The 19,793-nt window shown below is 63.6% G+C and carries 16 protein-coding genes and 1 pseudogene; 11 read left to right on the forward strand and 6 right to left on the reverse strand.

What is annotated here, in order from left to right:
• Positions 1-90 precede the first annotated feature (90 nt).
• The 3 genes from A3AU_RS0102485 (at position 91) to A3AU_RS0102495 (ending at position 3,829) form a co-directional block, all read left to right on the forward strand.
• The gene (locus tag A3AU_RS0102485; RefSeq protein ID WP_027051389.1) at positions 91-1,041 is read left to right on the forward strand and encodes an AEC family transporter; all 951 of its coding nucleotides are present in this window, start codon (positions 91-93) and stop codon (positions 1,039-1,041) included.
• A gap of 215 nt (positions 1,042-1,256) precedes the next feature.
• Positions 1,257-2,714, forward strand: a complete 1,458-nt coding sequence (locus tag A3AU_RS0102490; RefSeq protein WP_027051390.1) for an NAD-dependent succinate-semialdehyde dehydrogenase — start codon at positions 1,257-1,259, stop codon at positions 2,712-2,714.
• Positions 2,715-2,806: 92 nt separating this feature from the next.
• Complete coding sequence (locus A3AU_RS0102495) at positions 2,807-3,829, forward strand: aldose epimerase family protein (protein ID WP_027051391.1); 1,023 nt, start codon at positions 2,807-2,809, stop codon at positions 3,827-3,829.
• Between the two features lie 12 nt (positions 3,830-3,841).
• On the opposite strand, the gene A3AU_RS0102500 is transcribed toward A3AU_RS0102495, so the two are convergent.
• Positions 3,842-4,762, reverse strand: coding sequence for a sugar kinase (locus A3AU_RS0102500; RefSeq protein WP_027051392.1), 921 nt, complete (start codon positions 4,760-4,762; stop codon positions 3,842-3,844).
• 151 nt (positions 4,763-4,913) lie between these two features.
• Between A3AU_RS0102500 and A3AU_RS0102505 the strand changes: the two genes are divergently transcribed.
• On the forward strand, positions 4,914-5,363 hold the full coding sequence (locus A3AU_RS0102505; protein WP_027051393.1) for a FixH family protein: 450 nt from the start codon (positions 4,914-4,916) through the stop codon (positions 5,361-5,363).
• A gap of 7 nt (positions 5,364-5,370) precedes the next feature.
• Complete coding sequence (locus A3AU_RS0102510) at positions 5,371-6,570, forward strand: cytochrome-c peroxidase (protein WP_027051394.1); 1,200 nt, start codon at positions 5,371-5,373, stop codon at positions 6,568-6,570.
• A gap of 64 nt (positions 6,571-6,634) precedes the next feature.
• Here the strand turns inward: A3AU_RS0102510 and A3AU_RS0102515 are convergent, their stop codons facing one another.
• Positions 6,635-7,087 (reverse strand): Lrp/AsnC family transcriptional regulator, encoded by a 453-nt coding sequence (locus tag A3AU_RS0102515; protein ID WP_027051395.1) that lies wholly within the window; start codon positions 7,085-7,087, stop codon positions 6,635-6,637.
• Between the two features lie 164 nt (positions 7,088-7,251).
• Here A3AU_RS0102515 and putA point away from each other — a divergent pair, with 164 nt between their 5' ends.
• Entirely contained in the window at positions 7,252-10,860 is a 3,609-nt protein-coding gene (gene putA / locus A3AU_RS0102520; protein WP_027051396.1) for a bifunctional proline dehydrogenase/L-glutamate gamma-semialdehyde dehydrogenase PutA, read from the forward strand.
• Between the two features lie 106 nt (positions 10,861-10,966).
• Here putA and hmuQ read toward each other — a convergent pair whose 3' ends face one another.
• The 4 genes from hmuQ to A3AU_RS0102540 all read right to left on the reverse strand — a co-directional run bounded on the left by hmuQ (position 10,967) and on the right by A3AU_RS0102540 (position 15,118).
• Positions 10,967-11,281, reverse strand: coding sequence for a heme-degrading protein HmuQ (gene hmuQ / locus A3AU_RS0102525; RefSeq protein ID WP_027051397.1), 315 nt, complete (start codon positions 11,279-11,281; stop codon positions 10,967-10,969).
• A 65-nt stretch (positions 11,282-11,346) separates the two neighbouring features.
• Positions 11,347-12,459: an energy transducer TonB family protein gene (locus A3AU_RS0102530; protein WP_335334227.1), complete on the reverse strand. Its 1,113-nt coding sequence runs from the start codon at positions 12,457-12,459 to the stop codon at positions 11,347-11,349.
• 4 nt (positions 12,460-12,463) lie between these two features.
• The gene (locus A3AU_RS0102535) at positions 12,464-12,901 is read right to left on the reverse strand and encodes a hypothetical protein (protein WP_027051399.1); all 438 of its coding nucleotides are present in this window, start codon (positions 12,899-12,901) and stop codon (positions 12,464-12,466) included.
• Positions 12,902-12,907: 6 nt separating this feature from the next.
• A complete protein-coding gene (locus A3AU_RS0102540; RefSeq protein WP_027051400.1) occupies positions 12,908-15,118 on the reverse strand; it encodes a TonB-dependent hemoglobin/transferrin/lactoferrin family receptor in 2,211 nt (736 codons plus the stop codon).
• A 200-nt stretch (positions 15,119-15,318) separates the two neighbouring features.
• On the opposite strand from A3AU_RS0102540, the gene hemP reads away from it, so the two are divergent.
• The 5 genes and pseudogenes from hemP (at position 15,319) to A3AU_RS0102565 (ending at position 19,435) form a co-directional block, all read left to right on the forward strand.
• Positions 15,319-15,525: a hemin uptake protein HemP gene (gene hemP, locus A3AU_RS0102545; RefSeq protein ID WP_027051401.1), complete on the forward strand. Its 207-nt coding sequence runs from the start codon at positions 15,319-15,321 to the stop codon at positions 15,523-15,525.
• Between the two features lie 22 nt (positions 15,526-15,547).
• Positions 15,548-16,609 carry a hemin-degrading factor gene (locus tag A3AU_RS0102550; protein ID WP_027051402.1) on the forward strand — a complete coding sequence of 354 codons (1,062 nt, stop codon included), beginning with the start codon at positions 15,548-15,550 and terminating at the stop codon, positions 16,607-16,609.
• Between the two features lie 11 nt (positions 16,610-16,620).
• Entirely contained in the window at positions 16,621-17,511 is an 891-nt protein-coding gene (locus A3AU_RS0102555) for a heme/hemin ABC transporter substrate-binding protein (RefSeq protein ID WP_027051403.1), read from the forward strand.
• Between the two features lie 11 nt (positions 17,512-17,522).
• Positions 17,523-18,625: pseudogene (locus tag A3AU_RS0102560) on the forward strand (FecCD family ABC transporter permease).
• Positions 18,626-18,646: 21 nt separating this feature from the next.
• The gene (locus A3AU_RS0102565; RefSeq protein ID WP_027051405.1) at positions 18,647-19,435 is read left to right on the forward strand and encodes a heme ABC transporter ATP-binding protein; all 789 of its coding nucleotides are present in this window, start codon (positions 18,647-18,649) and stop codon (positions 19,433-19,435) included.
• Positions 19,436-19,793: the final 358 nt, after the last annotated feature.

Here is a 19,793-nt window from a genome sequence, read left to right on the forward strand (position 1 = left end):
TGATCAAATTCAGGCGACTGTTCAACTGCGCGAGTGCGTTTGAAGAGCTCGGCGATTGCACTGCAATCTGGGCTCGCCTATCCCTGAAAGATGTCTCCGCTCACAGAAACGGTCCTGTTTGTCTTCAGTCTTGTCGGGCTCGGCTATCTCGCCGGACTCACGGGTTATTTGAAGCCGGCGAGTGGCGAGGGGATATCGGACTTCGCGGTTTCGGTGGCGATGCCGCTGCTGTTGTTCCAGACGATGGTGAACTCCGACTTCCACGGCGTGGCGCCTTGGCCGCTGTGGGGGGCGTATTTCACGGCGGTGGCGATCACCTGGGCCGCCGGCCATGTCGTCACCACGCGGGTCTTCGGGCGCGACGCACGCGCCGGTGTCGTCGGCGGTGTCTCGTCGGCCTATTCCAATGTCGTGTTGCTCGGCGCTCCCTTCATTCTGGGCGTATTCGGCCCGAGCGGCTTCGAAGTGCTGTCGCTGCTCGTCTCCGTGCATCTGCCGATCATGATGATGGCCTCGATCGTGCTGTTCGAGACGTTCGGCCGCGGCGGTGGCGAGCACGTGCATCCACTTCGGGTGCTGCGCAGTTTCCTGCGGCGGCTTTTCCTCAACCCGCTGATCATCGGCATTCTGCTGGGGTTGGCATGGCGGCTCAGCGGCGTGCCGCTGCCCGATCTCGTCATGCGGCTGGTCGATGCGCTTGCCGAGACGGCAGGGCCGGTGGCGCTATTTGCCATGGGGCTCAGCCTGCGCCGCTTCGGGATATCGGGGAATGTGCGGCCGGCGCTGGCGCTTTCGGCGCTGAAGCTGTTCCTGATGCCGGCGCTGGTTCTCGCCTTCGTCTGGTTGCTCGGCCTGCCGCCGATGACCGCCAAGGTGGCGGTCGTGGTGGCGGCGCTGCCATCCGGCATCAATTCCTATCTCATCGCCGTGCAGTTCAACACCGGCCAAGCGCTAGCATCGAACCAGATGACCATCGCCACGGCCTGCGCCGCCATCACCACCGCCTTCTGGCTGACGGTGGTGGTCCATGTCTTTGGGTAGGTCCGGCCTGGGGCAGATTTGGCCTAAATATTAATTTACATGTTAATTTTTCTCGCGCTCGGCTGGACTAAAGCCTATATGCCATCTTGCAATTGCTTGCGGGGCTTGCCCTAGGTAAAGAGCAGTGGCTCCGGCGTGCCGGCCTCAAGTCATCGGACACGCTCACCGAAGAATTCACAGACCGGCCCGTCAGCGCGCCGAACGGAGGATAGACCATGCTTCAGAAAACCAGCCATTTCATGCGGCAGGCCAATCTCATCAACGGCGAATGGGTTCAGGCCGACAGCGGCCAGACGGTCGACGTCAACAACCCGGCCACCGGCCTCAAGATCGGCACGGTGCCGAAATCGGGCAAGGCCGAGACGCGCCGCGCCATCGAAGCGGCCAGCGAAGCTTTCAAGACCTGGCGCAAGACCACCGCGCTCGAGCGCTCGAAGCTCTTGCGCAAGCTGCATGACGCGATGATGGACAATCAGGACGTGCTGGCCGAACTCTTGACCATCGAGCAGGGCAAGTCGCTGTTCGAATCGAAGGGTGAGATCGGCTCGGCCGCGGCCTACATCCTTTGGTTCGCCGAAGAAGGCCGCCGCACTTATGGCGACGTCGTGCCGTCGCCATGGGCGGACCGCCGCATTCTGGTGACCAAGGAGCCGGTCGGCGTCATCGCCGCGATCACGCCATGGAATTTCCCATCCTCGATGCTGGCCCGCAAGCTCGGCCCAGCACTCGCCGCCGGCTGCACCGCGGTCGTCAAGCCGGCCTCGCAAACACCCTATTCGGGTCTTGCCTGGGGGGCGCTTGCCGAGGAAGTCGGCTTCCCCAAGGGTGTCGTCAACATCCTGACCGGTTCGGCCAGCGAGATCGGCGACGAAATCTGCGCCAACCCGCTGATATCGAAGATCACCTTCACCGGCTCGACCGAGATCGGCAAGATGCTGATCCAGAAGTCGGCCGTCACGGTCAAGAAGGTGTCGATGGAACTCGGCGGCAATGCGCCGTTCATCGTCTTCGACGACGCCGACATCGATCGCGCCGTCACCGGCGCCATCACCGCCAAGTACCGCAATTCCGGCCAGACCTGCGTCTGTACCAACCGCTTCCTCGTTCAGGCAGGAGTCTACGACAAGTTTGTCGAGAAGCTCGTCGCCGCCAGCAACGCGCTGAAGGTTGGCTCCGGCCTCGAGGAAGGGGTGCAGCAGGGACCGCTGATCGACGAGAAGGCTGTCGAGAAGGTCGAGGAGTTCATCGCCGACGCGACGTCGAAGGGTGGCAAGGTCGTAGCCGGCGGCAAGCGCCATGCGCTCGGCGGTTCATTCTTCCAGCCGACCGTCATTGCCAATGCGACGTCCAAGATGCGCTTCATGAAGGAAGAGATCTTTGGCCCGATCGCCCCGGTGTTCAAGTTCGAGACCGAAGAGGAAGCCATCGCGCTCGCCAACGATACCGAATTCGGCCTCGCCGCTTATTTTTATACTGGCGATCTCGGCCGCGCGTTCCGCATCATGGAAGGGCTGAAATACGGCATGGTCGGCGTCAATGAAGGCCTCATCACCACGCCCGAAGCGCCGTTCGGCGGCGTCAAGGAATCGGGCCTGGGCAAGGAAGGCGGGCATCAGGGCATCGAGGATTATCTCGATACCAAATATGTGTGCATCGGCGGCCTCGGCCTCTGATACACTGTCCTTGAGACAGGGAGGCCGCTGGCCTTCCTGTCTTGCGTCGGAGAATCGGCCGAACCCTTCCGGATCAACTGGCATTTACGGGCATGGCAATGAAGGACGGTGAGGTTTTCGGCACGACGCGGACGGGCGAGCCGGTGCGCCGTTTCACCATCAGGGGCGGCGGTCTCACCGCCAACATCATCGGGCTGGGCGCCATCATCCAGGATTTACGCCTGACCGGGCACGATGCGCCGCTGGTGCTCGGCTATAACACTCTGGAGGCCTATGAGGCCGACAACGCCTTCTTCGGCGCGGTGGTCGGCCGCTATGCCAACCGCATCCGCGACGGCCGCTTCACGATCGCCGGTAACCGCTATCAGACCGAGCCGAATTTCCTCGACAAACATACGCTGCATGGCGGCTCGCAAGGCTATTCGCACCGGCCATGGACGGTTTCGCTGCACGGCAGGGATTTCGTCACGCTGACGCTGCACGATCCCGACGGCGCGATGGGCTTCCCGGGCGCGCTCGACGTTACCTGCACTTATCGGCTGAAGATCCCCGGCACGCTCAGCGTCGAGCTGACGGCGACTTGCGAGGAGCCGACGCTGTGCAATCTCACCCAGCACTCCTATTTCAACCTCGATGACGGTGGCGTCGCCGACATTCTCGACCACAGGATGATGGTGAATGCCGGCGCCTATCTGCCCGTCGACAGCGACATGATCCCGACCGGTGTGGTCAAGCCAGTCGACGGCACACCCTTCGATTTCCGCCAGGCGCGGCCGCTGCGCATGGAGACCGAGGGTGAACAACTGCCCTACGACCAGAATTTCTGCCTTGCTTCGACGCGCGGGCCGCTGCGGCAAGCAGCATGGACGCAAGGGGCGAGTTCGGGCGTCGAAATGGAAGTCTGGACCACGGAGCCCGGAGTCCAACTCTACACCGGCCAGTATGTGACGCCGCGCAAGGGGCTGGAAGGTCGGGACTATAAGGCATATTCCGGCTTCTGCCTGGAGCCGCAGATTTGGCCCGATGCGCCGAACCGGCCGTATTTTCCGCAAGCCACGCTATGGCCGGGCGCGATCTACCATCATGTGACGGAATACCGTTTCCGCCTGCCCTAGGATTGACAGACCTCAGCCGTCGAACGCTGCCCGTAGCGTCTGGAATGGCGCCAGTGCGCCACGGACCTGCACCACGGCGGCGGCGACACGATGGGCCCGGCGGGCCGCTTCGCGCGGGCCATGGCCGGCAAGTCGCGCCGCGAGATAGCCGCCATTGAAGGAGTCACCGGCGCCGGTGGTGTCGACGGGGGCAGCCACATGGATCGCCGGCATGTCGTGCTGCATCCCGTTTTCGCAGATCAGAGCCGGCTGTTCGCCGTTCTTGACGATAATCTCGCCGACCCATTGTCCAAGCCGCTTGGCTGTCGCACGCGGTGTCTTGTCACCAAACAGGATCTGCTCATCGGGGAAGGTCGGCAGCGCGATGTCGGTGACGGCAAGCGCTTCGACGATCGCTGCCTGGGCGTCCTCGCCGTTGCGCCAGAGCCGAGGCCGGTAGTTGGGGTCGAAAGCGATCAGCGAGCCAGCCCCCCGCGCTTCGGCCACGGCGGCCAGCAGTGTTTTGCGCGCGGCATCGTCGAGAATTGCCAAAGTGATTCCGCTAAAGTAGACAAGTGCCTGATTTTCCAGGTTTTTCGACAATGCCGAGGGATCCGAGGCGAGCTGCCGGGCGGCGGCGTCGCCGCGCCAGTAGGTGAAGGAGCGCTCGGCGCCGGTCAAGGTGATCGCATAGAGGCCGGGGCGCGCGCCCGCTATCAGCGGACTGGAACCGATGCCGATGCCGTTTTCGGCGAAGAAGCCGATCTGGTTGTGCGAGAAGGGGTCGTCGCCGAAGGCCGAGACATAGGTCGCCGGCCGGTCGCCGCTCAATGCGTGCAGCGCCCACAGCGTGTTGAACGTGTCTCCGGCAAAACCCATGCGCCAGTTCGGGCCGGTCTGACCCGACAGTTCGAGCATGCATTCGCCGATCGATGCGACGCCGTTTCCCGCCATCTGCAATCCTCCAGTGATTTCGGTGCTGTAGCTTTTTGCCGACGGCAGCGCCATGCTTGGCAAGCAGGCTTTTTTGCGCCACAGCGTTTTCCCACAGGCTGGCGGGATGCGATCCATCCGGCAGAACGTTGTCTGCAGAAGAGGAACTGGTTTGGCATCGTTATGGCGTTATCTCTTGGCGGGTCTGGGTCTGGCTGCTCTGCTGGTCGGGGTTCTGGCGGTCGTCTATCTGACCGCTCCGCAATCGGCGCAGACCGTCGGACCGGATGTCTCGCGAACAAAGAAGACCGACAATGGGCTGTATGTGGCGAGCTTCGTCCCGGAACGCGGCGTCGTGCTGCAGGGCGAACTGGAATCCTGGCTGCTGACGCTGAAGACAAAGACCGGCGCTTCGGTGGAGCGCGCCGCGATTGCCATCTCAGGCGGCATGCCGCAACACAATCACGGGCTGCCAACCAGCCCGCAGGTGACCGATTATCTGGGCGAGGGCCGTTACCGCATCGAAGGGGTGAAATTCACCATGAGCGGTTGGTGGCAATTTCGTTTCGCCATCTCTTCCGGCGCCGGCTCCGACACGGTGCTGTTCAACGTCGTGCTGTGAGCGATCGATGAAGCGCCTTTTCTGCTTTCTGGCGCTAAGTGTCGCCGTCATCCTTGGCGGCTGCGGCAAACCCGATTTTTCCGACGCCGAGAAGAAGACCATCGCTTCCCTGGCATTGAACACGCTGCCGTCGCTGAAGCCCGACACGACCAACCGCTTCGCCGATGTGCCGGCCGCCGCGGCCCTAGGCTCGACGCTGTTCTTCGATCTCGGCATGAGCCGCGATGGCACGGTGTCGTGCTCGACCTGCCACAAGATCGACCGGCAGTTCCAGGACGACCTGCCGCAAGCGGTGGGCGTCGGCCGCACCAACCGGCGCACCATGCCGCTGGCGGGCGTGGCACGCGACCCCTGGTTCTTCTGGGACGGTCGCCGCGACAGCCTGTGGGCGCAAGCGCTGACGCCGTTGGAAAACCCGCTGGAGCAGGCGGGAAACCGCGCCGCCTACGCGCATTATATCAAGGCGCGCTTCGGCGAGCGCTATGAGCGCATTTTCGGGCCTCTGCCCGACTTTTCCGGCATTCCGTTGAATGCCAGCCCGCTCGGAAACGATGTCGAAAGGGCTGCCTGGAACGCGATGAACGATGCGCAGCGGGACGCGATCAACCGCGTCTATGCCAATATCGGCAAGGCGATCGCGGCTTTCGAACGCTCGATCGAGCCTTCGCAGACGCGTTTCGACCGCTTTGCGCTGGATCTCGCCACCGGCGCCGAGCCGAAGGGCGATGCAGTCTTTACGCGCGAAGAAATCCTCGGGCTGAAGCTGTTCATCGGCAAGGCCAACTGCGTGACCTGCCATAACGGCCCGCGCTTCACCGACAACAGTTTTCACAATACCGGCGTGCCGCCCGTCGCGGGTCTGCCGCCGGATCGTGGACGCGTCGATGCCGTGGCTCAAGTTCAGGCTGATCAGTTCAACTGCTTCGGCGCCTATCGCGACGGCGACGCGAGCGCCTGCGGCGAACTCCGCTTCATGGTCAAGGATGCGCCGCAACTGGTGCGCGCCTACAAGACGCCATCGCTGCGCGCCGCGGCGACGCGGCCGCCCTACATGCATGCCGGACAGTTTTCGTCGCTCGACGAGGTGGTGGCGCACTATGCCAAGGCAGCGCCAAGCGTGGAGGGGACGTCAGAAATCCATCCGCTGGAACTGTCGGATCGGGAGCGTGCGGCGCTGGTGGCGTTTTTGAAGACGCTTGCGGAGTAGGCTCTGTTTTCTTGTTTGACCATGATCTCGTCCGAAAACCGGCGTCCACTTTTCGGGATCATGGTCATCGATCCTTCACCGTCTCCATCGCCACGAAGGTCGAGGTCTGGGCGACGTGGGGGAGGGCGGAGATGCGCTCGCCGAGCACACGGCGATAGGCGGCGATGTCGCGGGTGCGGACCTTCAGCAGATAGTCGAAGCTCGATGCCATCATGTGGCACTGCTCAATCTCCGGAACCGCCTGCACCGAGCGGTTGAAGGCGTCGAGAGCGGCGGAACGGGTGTCGGACAGTTTCACCTGTACGAAGGCGACATGGCCTTCGCCCATGCGCTCACGGTCGATGATCGCCTGATAGCCCCTGATATAGCCATCCTTTTCCAGCCGCTTCACGCGCGCCTGAACCGGCGTCTTCGACAGGCCGACCTTTGCCGCCAGTTCCGACATGGAAAGCCGGCCACTGCTTGCGAGCGCCGACAGGATGTTCCGATCGATGCGGTCCAATTGGTCTTCTGTCATGGAAACTGCAGTCCATTCGGTCACCTTGGGCTGCTATGATAGATCAAATGGGTTGTGATGTCGATTTCTTCGGACCGGCTGAAATTTTGGAGCTGTGCTAGCTTGCGCCATTCGGTCCGGTGACCGCCGGCCTGTTCCCTGATGCTTGCTCCACAGGACCCGCCATGCCGCTCGACACCATCCGCCAGCAGATTCGCGCCAATTATTTGCCCGACGAAGACGAGGCCGTGAAGCGGCTGGCCGACGCGACAGGGCTTTCTGTGAGGGATCGCAATGCGATCTCGGCGCGAGCCGCCGATCTGGTGCGGGCGGTGCGCGGCTCGTCCGATCCCCGGCTGATGGAGGTTTTTCTCTCCGCCTACGGTCTCTCCACCAAGGAGGGCGTGGCGCTGATGTGCCTGGCCGAGGCGCTGCTGCGCGTGCCCGACACCGAGACGATGGACGATCTCATCGCCGACAAGATCGCGCCGCACGACTGGTCCGCGCATTCAGGCGGGTCGAGCTCAATCTTCGTCAATGCCTCGACCTGGGCGCTGATGCTGACCGGCCGGGTGCTCGACGAGGGCGAGGGCGGCATCGAAGGGACGCTGCGTTCGATGGTAAGGCGACTGGGCGAGCCGGTCATCCGCAAGGCGGTGGCCGCCGCCATGCGCGAGATGGGCGAGCAGTTCGTGCTCGGCCGCACCATCGCCGAAGCCGTCAAGCGCGGCCGACCGATGATCCAGAAGGGCTATCTCTACTCCTTCGACATGCTGGGCGAGGCGGCCCGCACCGAGGCCGACGCGCTGCGCTACCATAAGGCCTATGCCGACGCCATTTCCTCGCTCGATTCCGGCTCCAACGGCCCAGATATCAGGCAGAACCACGGCATCTCGGTCAAGCTCTCGGCGCTGCATCCGCGCTACGAGGTGGCGCAGAAGGAAGAAATGCTGCCTGTCATGGCCGAGCGACTGCTGTCGCTGGCACTCGCCGCCCGCCATTCGCGCATGGGCCTCAACATCGATGCCGAAGAGGCGGACCGCCTCGATCTGTCGCTCGATGTCATCGAGCGGGTGCTGGCCGAACCGGAGCTCGCCGGCTGGAACGGCTTTGGCATCGTCGTCCAGGCCTATGGGCCGCGTGCCGCGTTCGTCATCGACTGGCTCTACGCGCTTGCGAGGAAATACGACCGCACCATCATGGTGAGGCTGGTCAAGGGCGCCTATTGGGACACCGAGATCAAGCGGGCGCAGACGCTCGGACTGTCAGGCTATCCGGTCTTCACCCGCAAGGCCAACACCGACGTTTCCTACATCGCCTGCGCGAAGAAACTGCTTGGCATGACCGACCGCATCTATCCGCAATTCGCCACCCACAACGCCCACACCGTCGCCGCCATTCTGTCGATGGCAGGCGACCGCAATTCCTTCGAGTTCCAGCGTCTGCATGGTATGGGCGAGGCGCTGCACGAGACGGTGCGTCGGTCCGAGGGCACGCGCTGCCGCATCTATGCGCCGGTCGGCGCGCATTCCGACCTGCTGGCCTATCTGGTCCGCCGGCTGCTGGAGAACGGCGCCAACTCCTCCTTCGTGCATCAGCTGACCGACGAGGATGTCGAGCCGGAAGACATCGCGCGCGATCCGCTGGAGACAGTCGACGACCAAGGGCCGGCCGCCAATCCGGCAATCGCCCGGCCTTCGCGGATTTTTGGGGCCGGCCGCCGTAACTCGAAGGGATTCGACATCACCGACACGGTGACGCTGGCAGCGATCGACAAGGCCCGCACGGCCTTCGCCGGACCGGATCGCTGGCATGCCAAGCCAATCACGCGTGCCGCCGGCTACGGCAAGCAGCGCCCGATCGTCAATCCGGCCAAGCCTGACGAAGTGGTCGGCACGGTTCACGAGGCGGCCGCCAAGCAGGTCGCGATTGCCGTGCGCATCGCAGCGGAAGCGCAACCCGCCTGGGCCAGGCGGCCTGTCGCCGAGCGCGCCGCCATCATCAACCGCGCCGCCGACCTCTATGAGGCCAATGCCGTGGAGTTCTTCGCGCTGGCTACCCGCGAGGCCGGCAAATCGCTCGCCGACGGTGTGGCGGAAGTGCGCGAAGCCGTCGACTTCCTGCGCTACTACGCCGCCGAGGCCGCGAATGCCGAGGCCGGCACGCAGGCGCGCGGCGCGATCGTCTGCATCTCGCCGTGGAATTTCCCGCTCGCCATCTTCACCGGCCAGATCGCGGCGGCGCTCGTCACCGGCAATTCGGTTATCGCCAAGCCGGCCGAGCAGACGCCGCTGATCGCCTTCCGCGCCGTCGAGCTGCTGCGCGAGGCCGGCGTGCCGGAAGACATCATCCAGTTGCTGCCAGGCGACGGGCCCTCGGTCGGCGCGCCACTGACCGCCGACCCGCGCATTGCCGGCGTCTGCTTCACCGGCTCGACCGAGGTCGCCAAGCTGATCGAGAAGCAGCTCGCCGAGACCGCCGCGCCCGACGCCATGCTGATCGCCGAAACCGGCGGTCTCAATGCCATGATCGTCGATTCAACCGCGCTGCCCGAACAGGCGGTGCGCGATATCCTGGCCTCGGCCTTCCAGAGTGCGGGCCAGCGCTGCTCGGCGCTGCGCGTGCTCTATGTGCAGAAGGACGTCGAGAAGAAGATGCTGGAGATGCTGAAGGGCGCCATGGAGGCGCTCAACATCGGTGATCCCTGGCAGATTGCGACCGATGTCGGCCCGGTCATCGATGACGAAGCTCAAGGTGCGATCAGCGACTATTGCACGAAGAAGGGCCTTGAGGGCCGGCTGATCGCCAAGCTGGAGGCGCCGAAGGATGGTCGCTTCGTCGCGCCGCATGTCTTCAGGGTCAAGGGCATCGAAGAGATGGACCGCGAAGTGTTCGGGCCAGTGCTGCATGTCGCCACCTTCGACGCCGACGGGATCGATGCGGTCATCGCCGCCATCAACCGCAAGGGCTATGGCCTGACCTTCGGCTTGCACACCCGCATAGAAGGCCGGGTTCAGCATTTCGTCGACGGCATCCATGCCGGCAACATCTACGTCAACCGCAACCAGATCGGCGCCGTCGTCGGTTCGCAGCCGTTTGGCGGCGAGGGGCTCTCGGGCACCGGGCCGAAGGCCGGCGGCCCGCACTATCTGCGTCGCTTCCGCAAGGGGCCGGAGGCGGGTACGGACGTTGGCGAAGGCCACAAGGTTACGGCAACCGAACTGGCTGACAATCTGCCCGACCCGGCACTTGGCGGCTGGTCGACGCGGCCGGACCGCATCGCCATCCTGAGAAAGCATCTGCGCGGCAAGGGCGCCGCGGCGATCGGCGCTGCCGCCAGCATCGATTTCGGCCAGGTCGACCTGCCCGGACCGACCGGCGAGGCCAATACGCTGTCGCTGTCGCCGCGCGGCCGCGTGCTGTGCCTGGGGCCGGATGCTGATACGTTGCTTGCCCAGACGATCCAGGCGCTTGCCGCCGGCAATGCGGTGCTGGCCGTGGCCCCGGGCGCGCCGGCCGCACTGTCCGCATTGACTGGCAAAGGCCTTCCTTTGTCGGCCATAGACGGTCGGCCCGATCCGGTGGAGGCGCGTTCGCTGCGCGTCGATGTCGTCGCGTTTTCAGGCACGCCGGAGGCGGCGCGCATCGTGCGCAAGGTGATTGCCGACCGGACCGGGCCTATCGTGCCATTGGTCAGCGAGGTGTTCTACCCCGCCGCCTATGCGCATGAGCGGGCCGTCTGCGTCGACACCACGGCCGCTGGCGGCAATGCCAGCCTGCTTGCCTCGGCCTGAGCCGAGCTAGAGCGGTTCAGCGTTTGATGAAGCGCCGAGCCGCTCTAACTCTTTGTTTTGACGCAATTCCGGACGGGAAACCGTTACACACTTTCCTGGAATTGCTCTAAGCGCCCTCGACGACGGAGAAGCCCTCGAATTGCGGGTGGCCGAGATAATGCACCTTGGTCGTGCCGACATTCCTGTGCGCGGCGCGAAAGTTTTCCGACTTGGTCCAGGCGACGAAATCGTCCTGGCTTGCCCACACCGTGTGCGAGGCAAACAGCGTGTAGCCTTCGTTCTCGTTGACCGGGCCGCGCAGCAGATGGAATTCCCGAAAACCCTTCATCTCGGCAAGGCTGGAATCGCGATTCTTCCAGACGGCCTCGAAATCGGTCTCCGAGCCGTTCTGCACCTTGAAGCGGTTCATGGCGATGTACATGCGGTTCCTTTCAGCGGTTTTGTACTTTGGCGATTGATTGATGGCTTGAACGGCGCGGCAGAGGCTCAGAACGGACCGATTGGTGCTTTGAACCGCCAGCTTGACAGGCCGGTCTCCGGGGGGATTGGAGGGAAGGGCGCCTGTTTTCGCACAAGGTCCAAGGCAAATTGATCGAGCTCCGGCGAGCCCGAACTTTTGGCGAGTTGCAAGTTGCTGATGCTGCCGTTGGCCAGCACCACAAATGCCACCATGGCATTGTTGCGGGCTGTCGTTTGTGCGGATTTCGATACGCGGCGATTGGCGCGAGCCAACCTGCCGGCTACCTCGCCACTGTAGCGGGATGCCGCAGCGTTGCCGGCATCTTTTTGTTTTCCGCCTTTGCTGGCGATTGCCGCGTTGATTTCGTGACCATCCGCCGTGCCGCGCTTCTCATATGGTGCGCTTGCAGTTGCCGGGGCAGCTGCTGGACTCGGCCTCGCGCTGGGGATCGGCGGTTGTTCTGGGATTGCGGCTGGCGCGTCGGTGTCTTCGGATTGCGCAGTCGGCCGTGGCGGCATTTCAGTATTGGCAGCGACGCTCTGGTTATCCGGGCGTGGGGTGCCGGCCACCAATATGTCCGGCGTGGCGGCTGGCTGTTTGACAGGTTCCGGCAAAGGTTTGGGGGGCTGCTTCGTTGCTTCCTGTACGGGCTGTGGAGGTTCTGTTGGCGACGCCGGCCTGGCTGGCTTTTCTGGCATTGTTTTGGTCGGTTGCGGGTTCGGCACAAGCGCAACATCGATCGCCGCCGGGTCTCGATCCAGCGCGCTGCCGACGACATTTGCGCCCGCCCGATCGCGGCCTTCCGACTGCATGGCATCACTGGAGACGAATGTCCCCGACGGCGAGATCAGAAAGGCCGCCGCCACGGCGGCATGGAGCAGGCAGGAGATGACGATCGCCGCCGCCCATTTGCCGTTCCAGGCTGCTGGCCGTGCCTGCGCGAGCGGCTCGGCCGGCGCTATCGCCAGCACTGCGCTGACTTCGGGGAGAGGACTGATTGCACGCATGTCGCGGGACGAGACCTGCGACGACGCGTGCGGAATTGTCAAATCAAGATCGCTTGGTCCAAACGGCAACGCACGGGAGCCGGCCAGCGGCCATGCCACGATGTCTTGCGCGAATGCCGGGTGCAATCCCACTGCTTCAGACGCCGAAAGCGATGCCGGTCTTGGTATCTGTCTTCAATTTGCGCATGCAGGCGTTCGGTTCGATGCCAGTACCGGCGCATTCCGTCGCGCTGTTGATCAAGACGCGGCTGACCTTGGTGCAGTCGGCGCCGGCGAGATCGAAGCGCGTCACCTTGGTCTTGCCTGACGGCAGGTCCTTGAAGTCGAGGACGGTCAGCCGGTCAACGACACCGGCCTCGTTGAACAGGGCGATCTCGAATGCCGTCTTGGAGAGGTCGGCGCCGAGATTGTTGTTGACCAGGAAGGTCAGCCGGCAGCCCTTGTCGGAGGGCAGCGCGGCATTGAGTTCGAGGGTCAGGACCGGCGCGGACTGCTCAGCCCACGCCGGAACCGTCGCAAGCGACATCGCCAGCGTCGAGGTCAGCAGACGAAGGGATGTCGTCAAGCTCGTCACGGTCTGTCAGCCTCCAAAGCGCATGGTTGCCGCCAGCTTCAACGTTATGCCGGGCTCATAGGCCGCGAAGACCGGTTGCGCCGGCTGGCCGGCCGTGGTGACGTTGAGAGGGTTGGCGTACTTGACGTCGAACAGATTGTCGGCGCGGAAATCAATCTTCAGGTTGTCGGTCGCCTGGTAGCTGGCGAAGGCATTGACCAGCGTGTAGTCCTCGGCGATCGGATTGCCCTTCGGCTTGCCGTTGTACTGCACCTCGCCGCCGACAGTCAGCTTGTCCTCGAGGAAGCGCAGGCCGAGCTGCGCGGTGACCTGCGAGGAGGGAAGGGTGGCCAAGTCCGCTTCGACACCCTTGTAGGAAATGGTGTGGCCATTGGTTATCGAGGCCGAAAGCCCGGCATAACCCCATCCGGCATCGTAGACGCCTTCGAGTTCAAACCCGTCGATCTTGGCCTGGGCGAAATTCTGATACTGGAAGCAGATCGGAATGCCAGGTCCGAACGGGCAGCCGCTGCCCGGGGCGAAAGGCGACAAGGTCACGCCATCGATATAGTCGTCGACATCGTTGTGGAAATAGGCCGCCTTGATGCGGAGCGCGTCACCGGATTCGAGGATATCGTTCTGCTTGTAGTTGACGCCGAACTCCGTCGTCTTGCCGGTTTCAGGGCGGAGATTTGGATTGGGCAGGAACGGGAAGGTGACGCCCGCGGGATGGTTGCCGCTGATCAGCGTTTCCGTCAGCGACGGTGACCGGTAGCCTTCGGCATAAGTGCCGTAAAGTTGCAGTCCATCAAGGCCGGCGCTTTCGAATGGCGTGACGCCGACAGTGATGCGCGGCGACAGACGGTCTCCCGATGTCGCATGGGTGCTGTCCCTGAGGCTGTAATTGTCGTAGCGCAGCCCGGCTATGACCTCGAGCCAGTCCCAGGTGAGCTTGTCCTGGACATAGGCGCCGGGCACGTTGCGCTTGCCGGAAGGGGTGTAGAAACTATCGCCGCCGGCGGAGCCGCCGGTCTCGACGTTATCGCCCACCCAGTCGCCGCCGTAGGTCAGTTCATGCGCGACGCCGGCCGTCTCGAATCCCGACGTGTTCCAGATGTCGATGCTGGTCGTGCCGATATCGAAGGTCGAGGTCGAGCCTGTCGGCAGCACCACCGGCAGGCCCGTGACCGGGTCGAAGCGGTTCTGCGGAATGAGACTGGTCAGACCTAGGTCGGTCTTGTTGTAGGAGGCGTTGATATGCAGGTCGAGCCAGCTCTTGTTTTCGTCAGTGATGTTGTAGCGGGCGGTGAAGGTGTTCGATTTCAGGTCGACGTCATTTGTCGGCACGCCGCCGCTGATCTCGCTCCAGCCATCGCTTGAACCGACCCAGCCAAGCTTCAACTGGCTGTTTTCGGTCGGCCGGATGCTGGTCTTAAGCATGCCGCTCAGCACGTCGAAGCCGGTCCCGTTGACAGTGTCGCCGCCGCCATCCTTGTAGTTGTCATAGTTGCGGTAGACGATGTTGCCGAGCGCGTCCCAGTTCTCGTTGAAACGGTAGGCGCCGGTTGCGCTGGTGGTCCAGCCCTTGCCGTTGCTCTCGTAGCGTCCCGTCACCGAAGCGCCCCAGGTCTCTTCCTGCTTGAGGAAGTCGGCGGCGTCCTTGGTGTCGAAGAAGACGACGCCGCCGATGGCGCCCGAACCGTAGGTGTTGGCGACTGGACCGCGGATCACGTCGACGGATTTGACGAGTTCGGGGTCGATATAGAAGGTCGACTGAGTGCCGTGGTCGGAGCGCTGGAAATCTTGGCGCGCGCCGTCGACAATGACCGCGACGCGGCCGAAATCCTGCAGGCCGCGGATGTTGATGCTGGTGCTGACGCGCCTGGCGTCGGCCTGCGCGGCAACACCGGGCACGCCCAGCAGCATCTCGTTCGGCGTTGTCGCCATGCGTCGGTCGAGCTGTTCCTGGTCGAGATGGCTGGCCGAGGCCAGCGATTCGATCGCCGTTTCTCCGGTGCGGCTGAGCACCAGAATCTTGTCGAGCAGCGTCGCGCCCGCAGGGGCGGCCACTTCCTGGTCAGCCTTTTTCGACTGATCCGTGTGCTCGCCCGCCGGCTGCGTTGCCTGTTGGGCGTGGGCCGACGGCGCGACCAAGGCGATCGCCGCCACGCTTGCCAACAAAGCCGCCGTACCGTTCGCGGCCGACCAGCCACGCCATTCCCAAATCGCCACCCTCATGCCCCAACTCCAAAATTTCCAGGTTTCGTGCTGGCTGGCCGAGGCTCGCTGGCATTTGTGATCGTGTCCGGCGTGCTAAATGTTGACTCATTTAATCCTGTATTGCACTGACTAGTAAACATGATTATTCGAGTCAAGAAATGAATCGGCAATGCGCAACGCCTAGCCAGATGCCCGGCACAGGAAAGGGATCGACCCAGATGAACACCCACAATCCCAACGACTTTCGCTACCGCGTCCGCCGTTCCGACGATGCCTCCGCCCGCTTCGATCGGATCCCGCTGGCGGTGCGAACTCTCTCCAGCAACACACTTTTCCAGGGCGAGCACGAGATTGGCATCGAGCATCACGGTGCCCTCTACCGGCTGAAGATCACCCGTCAGGGCAAGCTCATTCTCAACAAGTAAAGCAAGGCAGTAGGGACGAGACATGGACCAGTGCGCAAAACCCGCCCCACACGAAATCCGGCGGGCACGGTCGGAGAATCTGAAAACGCGCGAGCGTGACCTGGCTGCCCAACTCGGCATTGCAGAAGCCGAGTTGGTCGCTGCCCATTGCGGCGATGGCGTCATCCGCATCGAACCGCGCGTCAACGACCTTTTGACCGGGCTCGAAGCAGTCGGCGAGGTGATGGCGCTGACCCGCAACGAGAGCGCCGTGCACGAGAAGATCGGTGTCTACGACAAGGTCGTCACCGGCAACCACAATGCCATGGTGCTTGGCGAGAACATCGACCTGCGCATCTTCCCGAAGCTCTGGGCGCACGGCTTTGCCGTGGAGAAGCGCGACGGCGACGAGATCCGCCGCAGCCTGCAGTTCTTCGATGCGGCCGGCGAGGCGGTGCACAAGGTGCATCTGCGGCCGACCTCCAGCCTCTATGCCTACCAGAAGCTGGTCACCTCGCTGGAATCGTCGAACCAGGAGCCGACGGTCGCCATCTCCGGGCAAGCCTTCGACGATGAGGGCGAGGCCACGGCGACGACCGCCAACCTTGACGATCTGCGCGACCGATGGAGCCGGCTGACCGACGTGCACCAGTTCTTCGGCATGCTGAAAACGCTCAAACTCAGCCGCCGCCAGGCGGTGCGCATGGTCGGCACGGACTATGCCTGGCTGCTCGACAATGATGCGGTCCGCGCCATGTTCCACCATGCCGCCGAAGGAGAGATGCCGATCATGTGCTTCGTGGGAAACCGCGGCTGCATCCAGATCCATTCCGGGCCGATCAAGTCGATCAAGCCGATGGGGCCGTGGATCAACGTGCTGGACGAAACCTTCCATCTGCATCTGCGAACCGACCACATTCATGAGGTCTGGGCAGTGCGCAAGCCGACCAAGGACGGCCATGTCACCTCGCTCGAGGTCTACGCCGCCAATGGCGAGATGATCATCCAATTCTTCGGCAAGCGCCACGAAGGCGAGAGCGAGCGCGACGACTGGCGGTTCCTGGCCGAGAACCTGCCGCGCATGCCAAACCCGACAGCGGCCTGAGGAGAACGACAATGGGCTGTTTTTCCAGGACCATCGCCGGCCCGATGATCGGCCTCGCCTTGGCTGTCACCGCGCTGCAGCCGGCCAGCGCCACCGAGGGCGTCTCGGTCTTTCCCGATACGTCGAAGATCGCCGCCATAGGCGGTTCGATTACGGAAATCGTCTATGCGCTTGGCGAGGAAAAACATCTGGTGGCGCGCGATTCCACCAGCCGCTATCCGAAAGCGGCGCTCGACCTGCCTGATGTCGGCTATATGCGCGCGCTGTCGCCGGAAGGTGTGCTGTCGGTCAATCCGACCGGCATCCTGGCGCTGCATGGCAGCGGCCCCAAAGAAGCGGTCGACGTGCTGAAGAAGACGAGCATACCCTTCATCGAAGTGCCCGAGCACTACAGCCACGAAGGTATCCTCGAAAAGGTCCGGATCGTCGGTAAGGCGCTCGGCGTCGGTGCCAAGGCCGAGGTGCTGGCCAAGGAGCTCGATGCGAAGCTGGCATCAGCTGAAAGGCAGACCGCCTCGATCAAGCAGCGCAAGCGCATCCTGTTCGTGCTGTCGATACAGGGCGGCAAGATACTGGCCGCCGGCAGCGACACGGCGGCCGACGGCATGGTCAAGCTGGCGGGCGGGGTCAATGCCGTGGATGGCTTCTCCGGCTACAAGCAGATGTTCGACGAGGCGATCATCACCGCCAGGCCTGACGTCATCCTGATGATGAGCAATGCCGGGCCGCCGGTGTCGGACGACGAGTTGTTCGGCAATCCCACCGTTGCCTCGACGCCGGCTGGGGCCGCGCGCAAGGTGATCCGTATCGATGGCGGCTATCTGCTCGGCTTCGGGCCGCGCACGGCCGAAGCCATCCACGACCTCGCCGTCTCGCTCTATGGCGCGCAGGTCACGGACTGAGCAGGCATATCATGGTCAATCAATCGATCGCCGGCCGATGAAGGCGATGGCGAATGCATTAGAAGGCGACCGCTCTGGCCGCGCCCGCATCGTCATCCTGCTGCTGTGGCTGGGACTGGCGGCTTCTGTGTTCTTGTCCCTGACGTCGGGGGCGTCGGACGCGTCAGCCGTCAACGTTATCGGGGACTGGCTTTTTGGCGGCATTCCAAGGGATGCGGCGCTGAGCGCCCGCGACAGCCTGATCGTCTATGACATCCGCTTGCCGCGCATCGTCCTCGGCATGCTGGTGGGGGCTGCGCTCGCGGTTTCGGGCGCGGTCATGCAGGGGCTGTTTCGCAATCCGCTGGCCGATCCCGGCCTCATCGGCGTTTCCGCCGGCTCCAGCCTCGGCGCGGTAGCCGTCATCGTGCTTGGCACCACTGCGCTGGCGCCGGTGACGGCCTTGCTCGGGACGCTCGCGCTGCCGCTGGCCGCCTTCTCCGGTGGCCTTGCCACGACGCTGGTGCTCTATCAGGTTGCCACGCGACGCGGGCAAACCTCGGTCGCCACCACGCTGCTCGCCGGCATCGCGCTGGCGGCACTTGCCATGGCTCTGACCGGCATCCTCATCTTCGTGGCTGACGATCGCCAGTTGCGCGATCTGACTTTCTGGCAACTCGGATCGCTCGGCGGCGCAACATGGCAAAAGATCGGTTCCGTCGGGCCGATCATCATCCTGGCGCTGGCGGCGATGCCGTTCCTTGCGCGGGGCCTCAATGCGCTGGCGCTGGGCGAGGCGACCGCCGGCCATCTCGGCATTCCGGTGCAGCGGCTGAAATATACGGCGATCATCGGTGTCTCGGCTGCCGTTGGCGCGTCCGTCGCCGTCAGCGGCGGCATCGGCTTTGTCGGCATCGTCGTGCCTCATCTGCTGCGCCTGCTGATCGGTCCGGACAATCGCTATCTGCTGCCGGCCTCCGCCCTGCTCGGCGCTTCGCTGCTGCTGCTGGCCGACGCGATCGCCCGCACCATCGTCGCGCCGGCCGAATTGCCGATCGGCATCGTCACCGCGATATCAGGGGCGCCGTTCTTCCTGTGGATATTGCTGCGCAAACGCGGCGTGGTCGATCTGTGAGATTGGGATTGTGAGGCTGGGATGATCGAGGCAAGGGACGTTTCGGTTGATATCGCAGGCATGCGCATCGTCGGCGATGTCGATTTCGATGCGCGACCCGGCGAGGTCGCGGCGATCGTCGGCCCCAACGGATCCGGTAAGACGACGTTCCTAAAGGCCTTGTCGGGTGAGATCGTCCATGCCGGGCGCATCACCCTCAACGGCCGGAGATTGTCTTCGATGAAACCGGTCGAGATTGCCGTGCATCGCGCGGTGCTGCCGCAGGCGACGACGCTGTCCTTCCCGTTCACGGTGCGCGAGGTGGTCAAGCTGGGCCTTGTCGGCGGCCGCTCGGGTGCCTTGCCCGGCGAGGACGTGCGGCTGCCGGAACGGGCGCTGGCGCGTGTCGACCTTGATGGTTTCGCCGGGCGTTTCTATCAGGAGCTTTCAGGCGGCGAGCAGCAGCGCGTCCAGCTTGCGCGCGTGCTTTGCCAGGTCTGGGCACCGGTGCTCGACGGCAAACCGCGCTATCTGTTCCTCGACGAGCCGGTTTCCAGCCTCGACATCAAGCACCAGCTGATCATCATGAACATCGCCCGCGACTTCGCCCGAAGGGGCGGCGGCGTGGTTGCCATCCTGCACGACCTCAACCTGACGGCCATGTATGCCGACCGCATCTTCGTCATGCATCGCGGCCGGTTGGCCGCGACCGGGTCTCCGTCGGATGTGCTGAGCGACGACCTGATCGAGAAAGTGTTCGACTGCCGGATGAGGGTCGGCGTTCTGCCGGCCGGCAATGTGCCGTTCGTCCTGCCGCAATCGGCGGCTTAGGGTTGCTGGCAAGGAAGGTTCGCCGAAGCCTTTCCAACTTCGTCATCCACGGGCAGAGCGGGAGCGAAGCTCTGTCGCGGAGACCCGAGGATCCTGTGTGTTGTTCCCATGCTATGATTGAAGTGGGAAGGAGACCGAGAGGATCCTGGTCGTCTTTTTGAGGACAGGCCGCGGCATGGCTCGGTCCCTTCCCACCGGTGAACCATCAACCTGAACAGTTGCACGGGGCTGTTCCAAGCAGACCCCGCACCACAGGAAGAGGCGTGGGACATGATAATGCAGAACTATGTCGGCTGCGATATCTCAAAGCAGTGGCTCGATTTTTTTGATGAGACAAGCAGTCGGTGCCAGCGCATCG

This window comes from Mesorhizobium erdmanii USDA 3471 (assembly GCF_000472705.1).
Lineage (GTDB): Bacteria > Pseudomonadota > Alphaproteobacteria > Rhizobiales > Rhizobiaceae > Mesorhizobium > Mesorhizobium erdmanii.

What these genes read in the sequence shown, in the direction of transcription:
- A3AU_RS0102485 (WP_027051389.1), top strand. Translation starts at nt 91, where the DNA reads ATGTCTCCGCTCACAGAAACGGTCCTGTTTGTCTTCAGTCTTGTCGGG.
- A3AU_RS0102500 (WP_027051392.1), bottom strand. Translation starts at nt 4,762, where the DNA reads ATGGCGGGAAACGGCGTCGCATCGATCGGCGAATGCATGCTCGAACTG.
- A3AU_RS0102555 (WP_027051403.1), top strand. Translation starts at nt 16,621, where the DNA reads ATGGGCTGTTTTTCCAGGACCATCGCCGGCCCGATGATCGGCCTCGCC.
- hmuQ (WP_027051397.1), bottom strand. Translation starts at nt 11,281, where the DNA reads ATGTACATCGCCATGAACCGCTTCAAGGTGCAGAACGGCTCGGAGACC.
- putA (WP_027051396.1), top strand. Translation starts at nt 7,252, where the DNA reads ATGCCGCTCGACACCATCCGCCAGCAGATTCGCGCCAATTATTTGCCC.
- A3AU_RS0102495 (WP_027051391.1), top strand. Translation starts at nt 2,807, where the DNA reads ATGGCAATGAAGGACGGTGAGGTTTTCGGCACGACGCGGACGGGCGAG.
- A3AU_RS0102515 (WP_027051395.1), bottom strand. Translation starts at nt 7,087, where the DNA reads ATGACAGAAGACCAATTGGACCGCATCGATCGGAACATCCTGTCGGCG.
- A3AU_RS0102565 (WP_027051405.1), top strand. Translation starts at nt 18,647, where the DNA reads ATGATCGAGGCAAGGGACGTTTCGGTTGATATCGCAGGCATGCGCATC.
- hemP (WP_027051401.1), top strand. Translation starts at nt 15,319, where the DNA reads ATGAACACCCACAATCCCAACGACTTTCGCTACCGCGTCCGCCGTTCC.
- A3AU_RS0102550 (WP_027051402.1), top strand. Translation starts at nt 15,548, where the DNA reads ATGGACCAGTGCGCAAAACCCGCCCCACACGAAATCCGGCGGGCACGG.
- A3AU_RS0102510 (WP_027051394.1), top strand. Translation starts at nt 5,371, where the DNA reads ATGAAGCGCCTTTTCTGCTTTCTGGCGCTAAGTGTCGCCGTCATCCTT.
- A3AU_RS0102540 (WP_027051400.1), bottom strand. Translation starts at nt 15,118, where the DNA reads ATGAGGGTGGCGATTTGGGAATGGCGTGGCTGGTCGGCCGCGAACGGT.
- A3AU_RS0102490 (WP_027051390.1), top strand. Translation starts at nt 1,257, where the DNA reads ATGCTTCAGAAAACCAGCCATTTCATGCGGCAGGCCAATCTCATCAAC.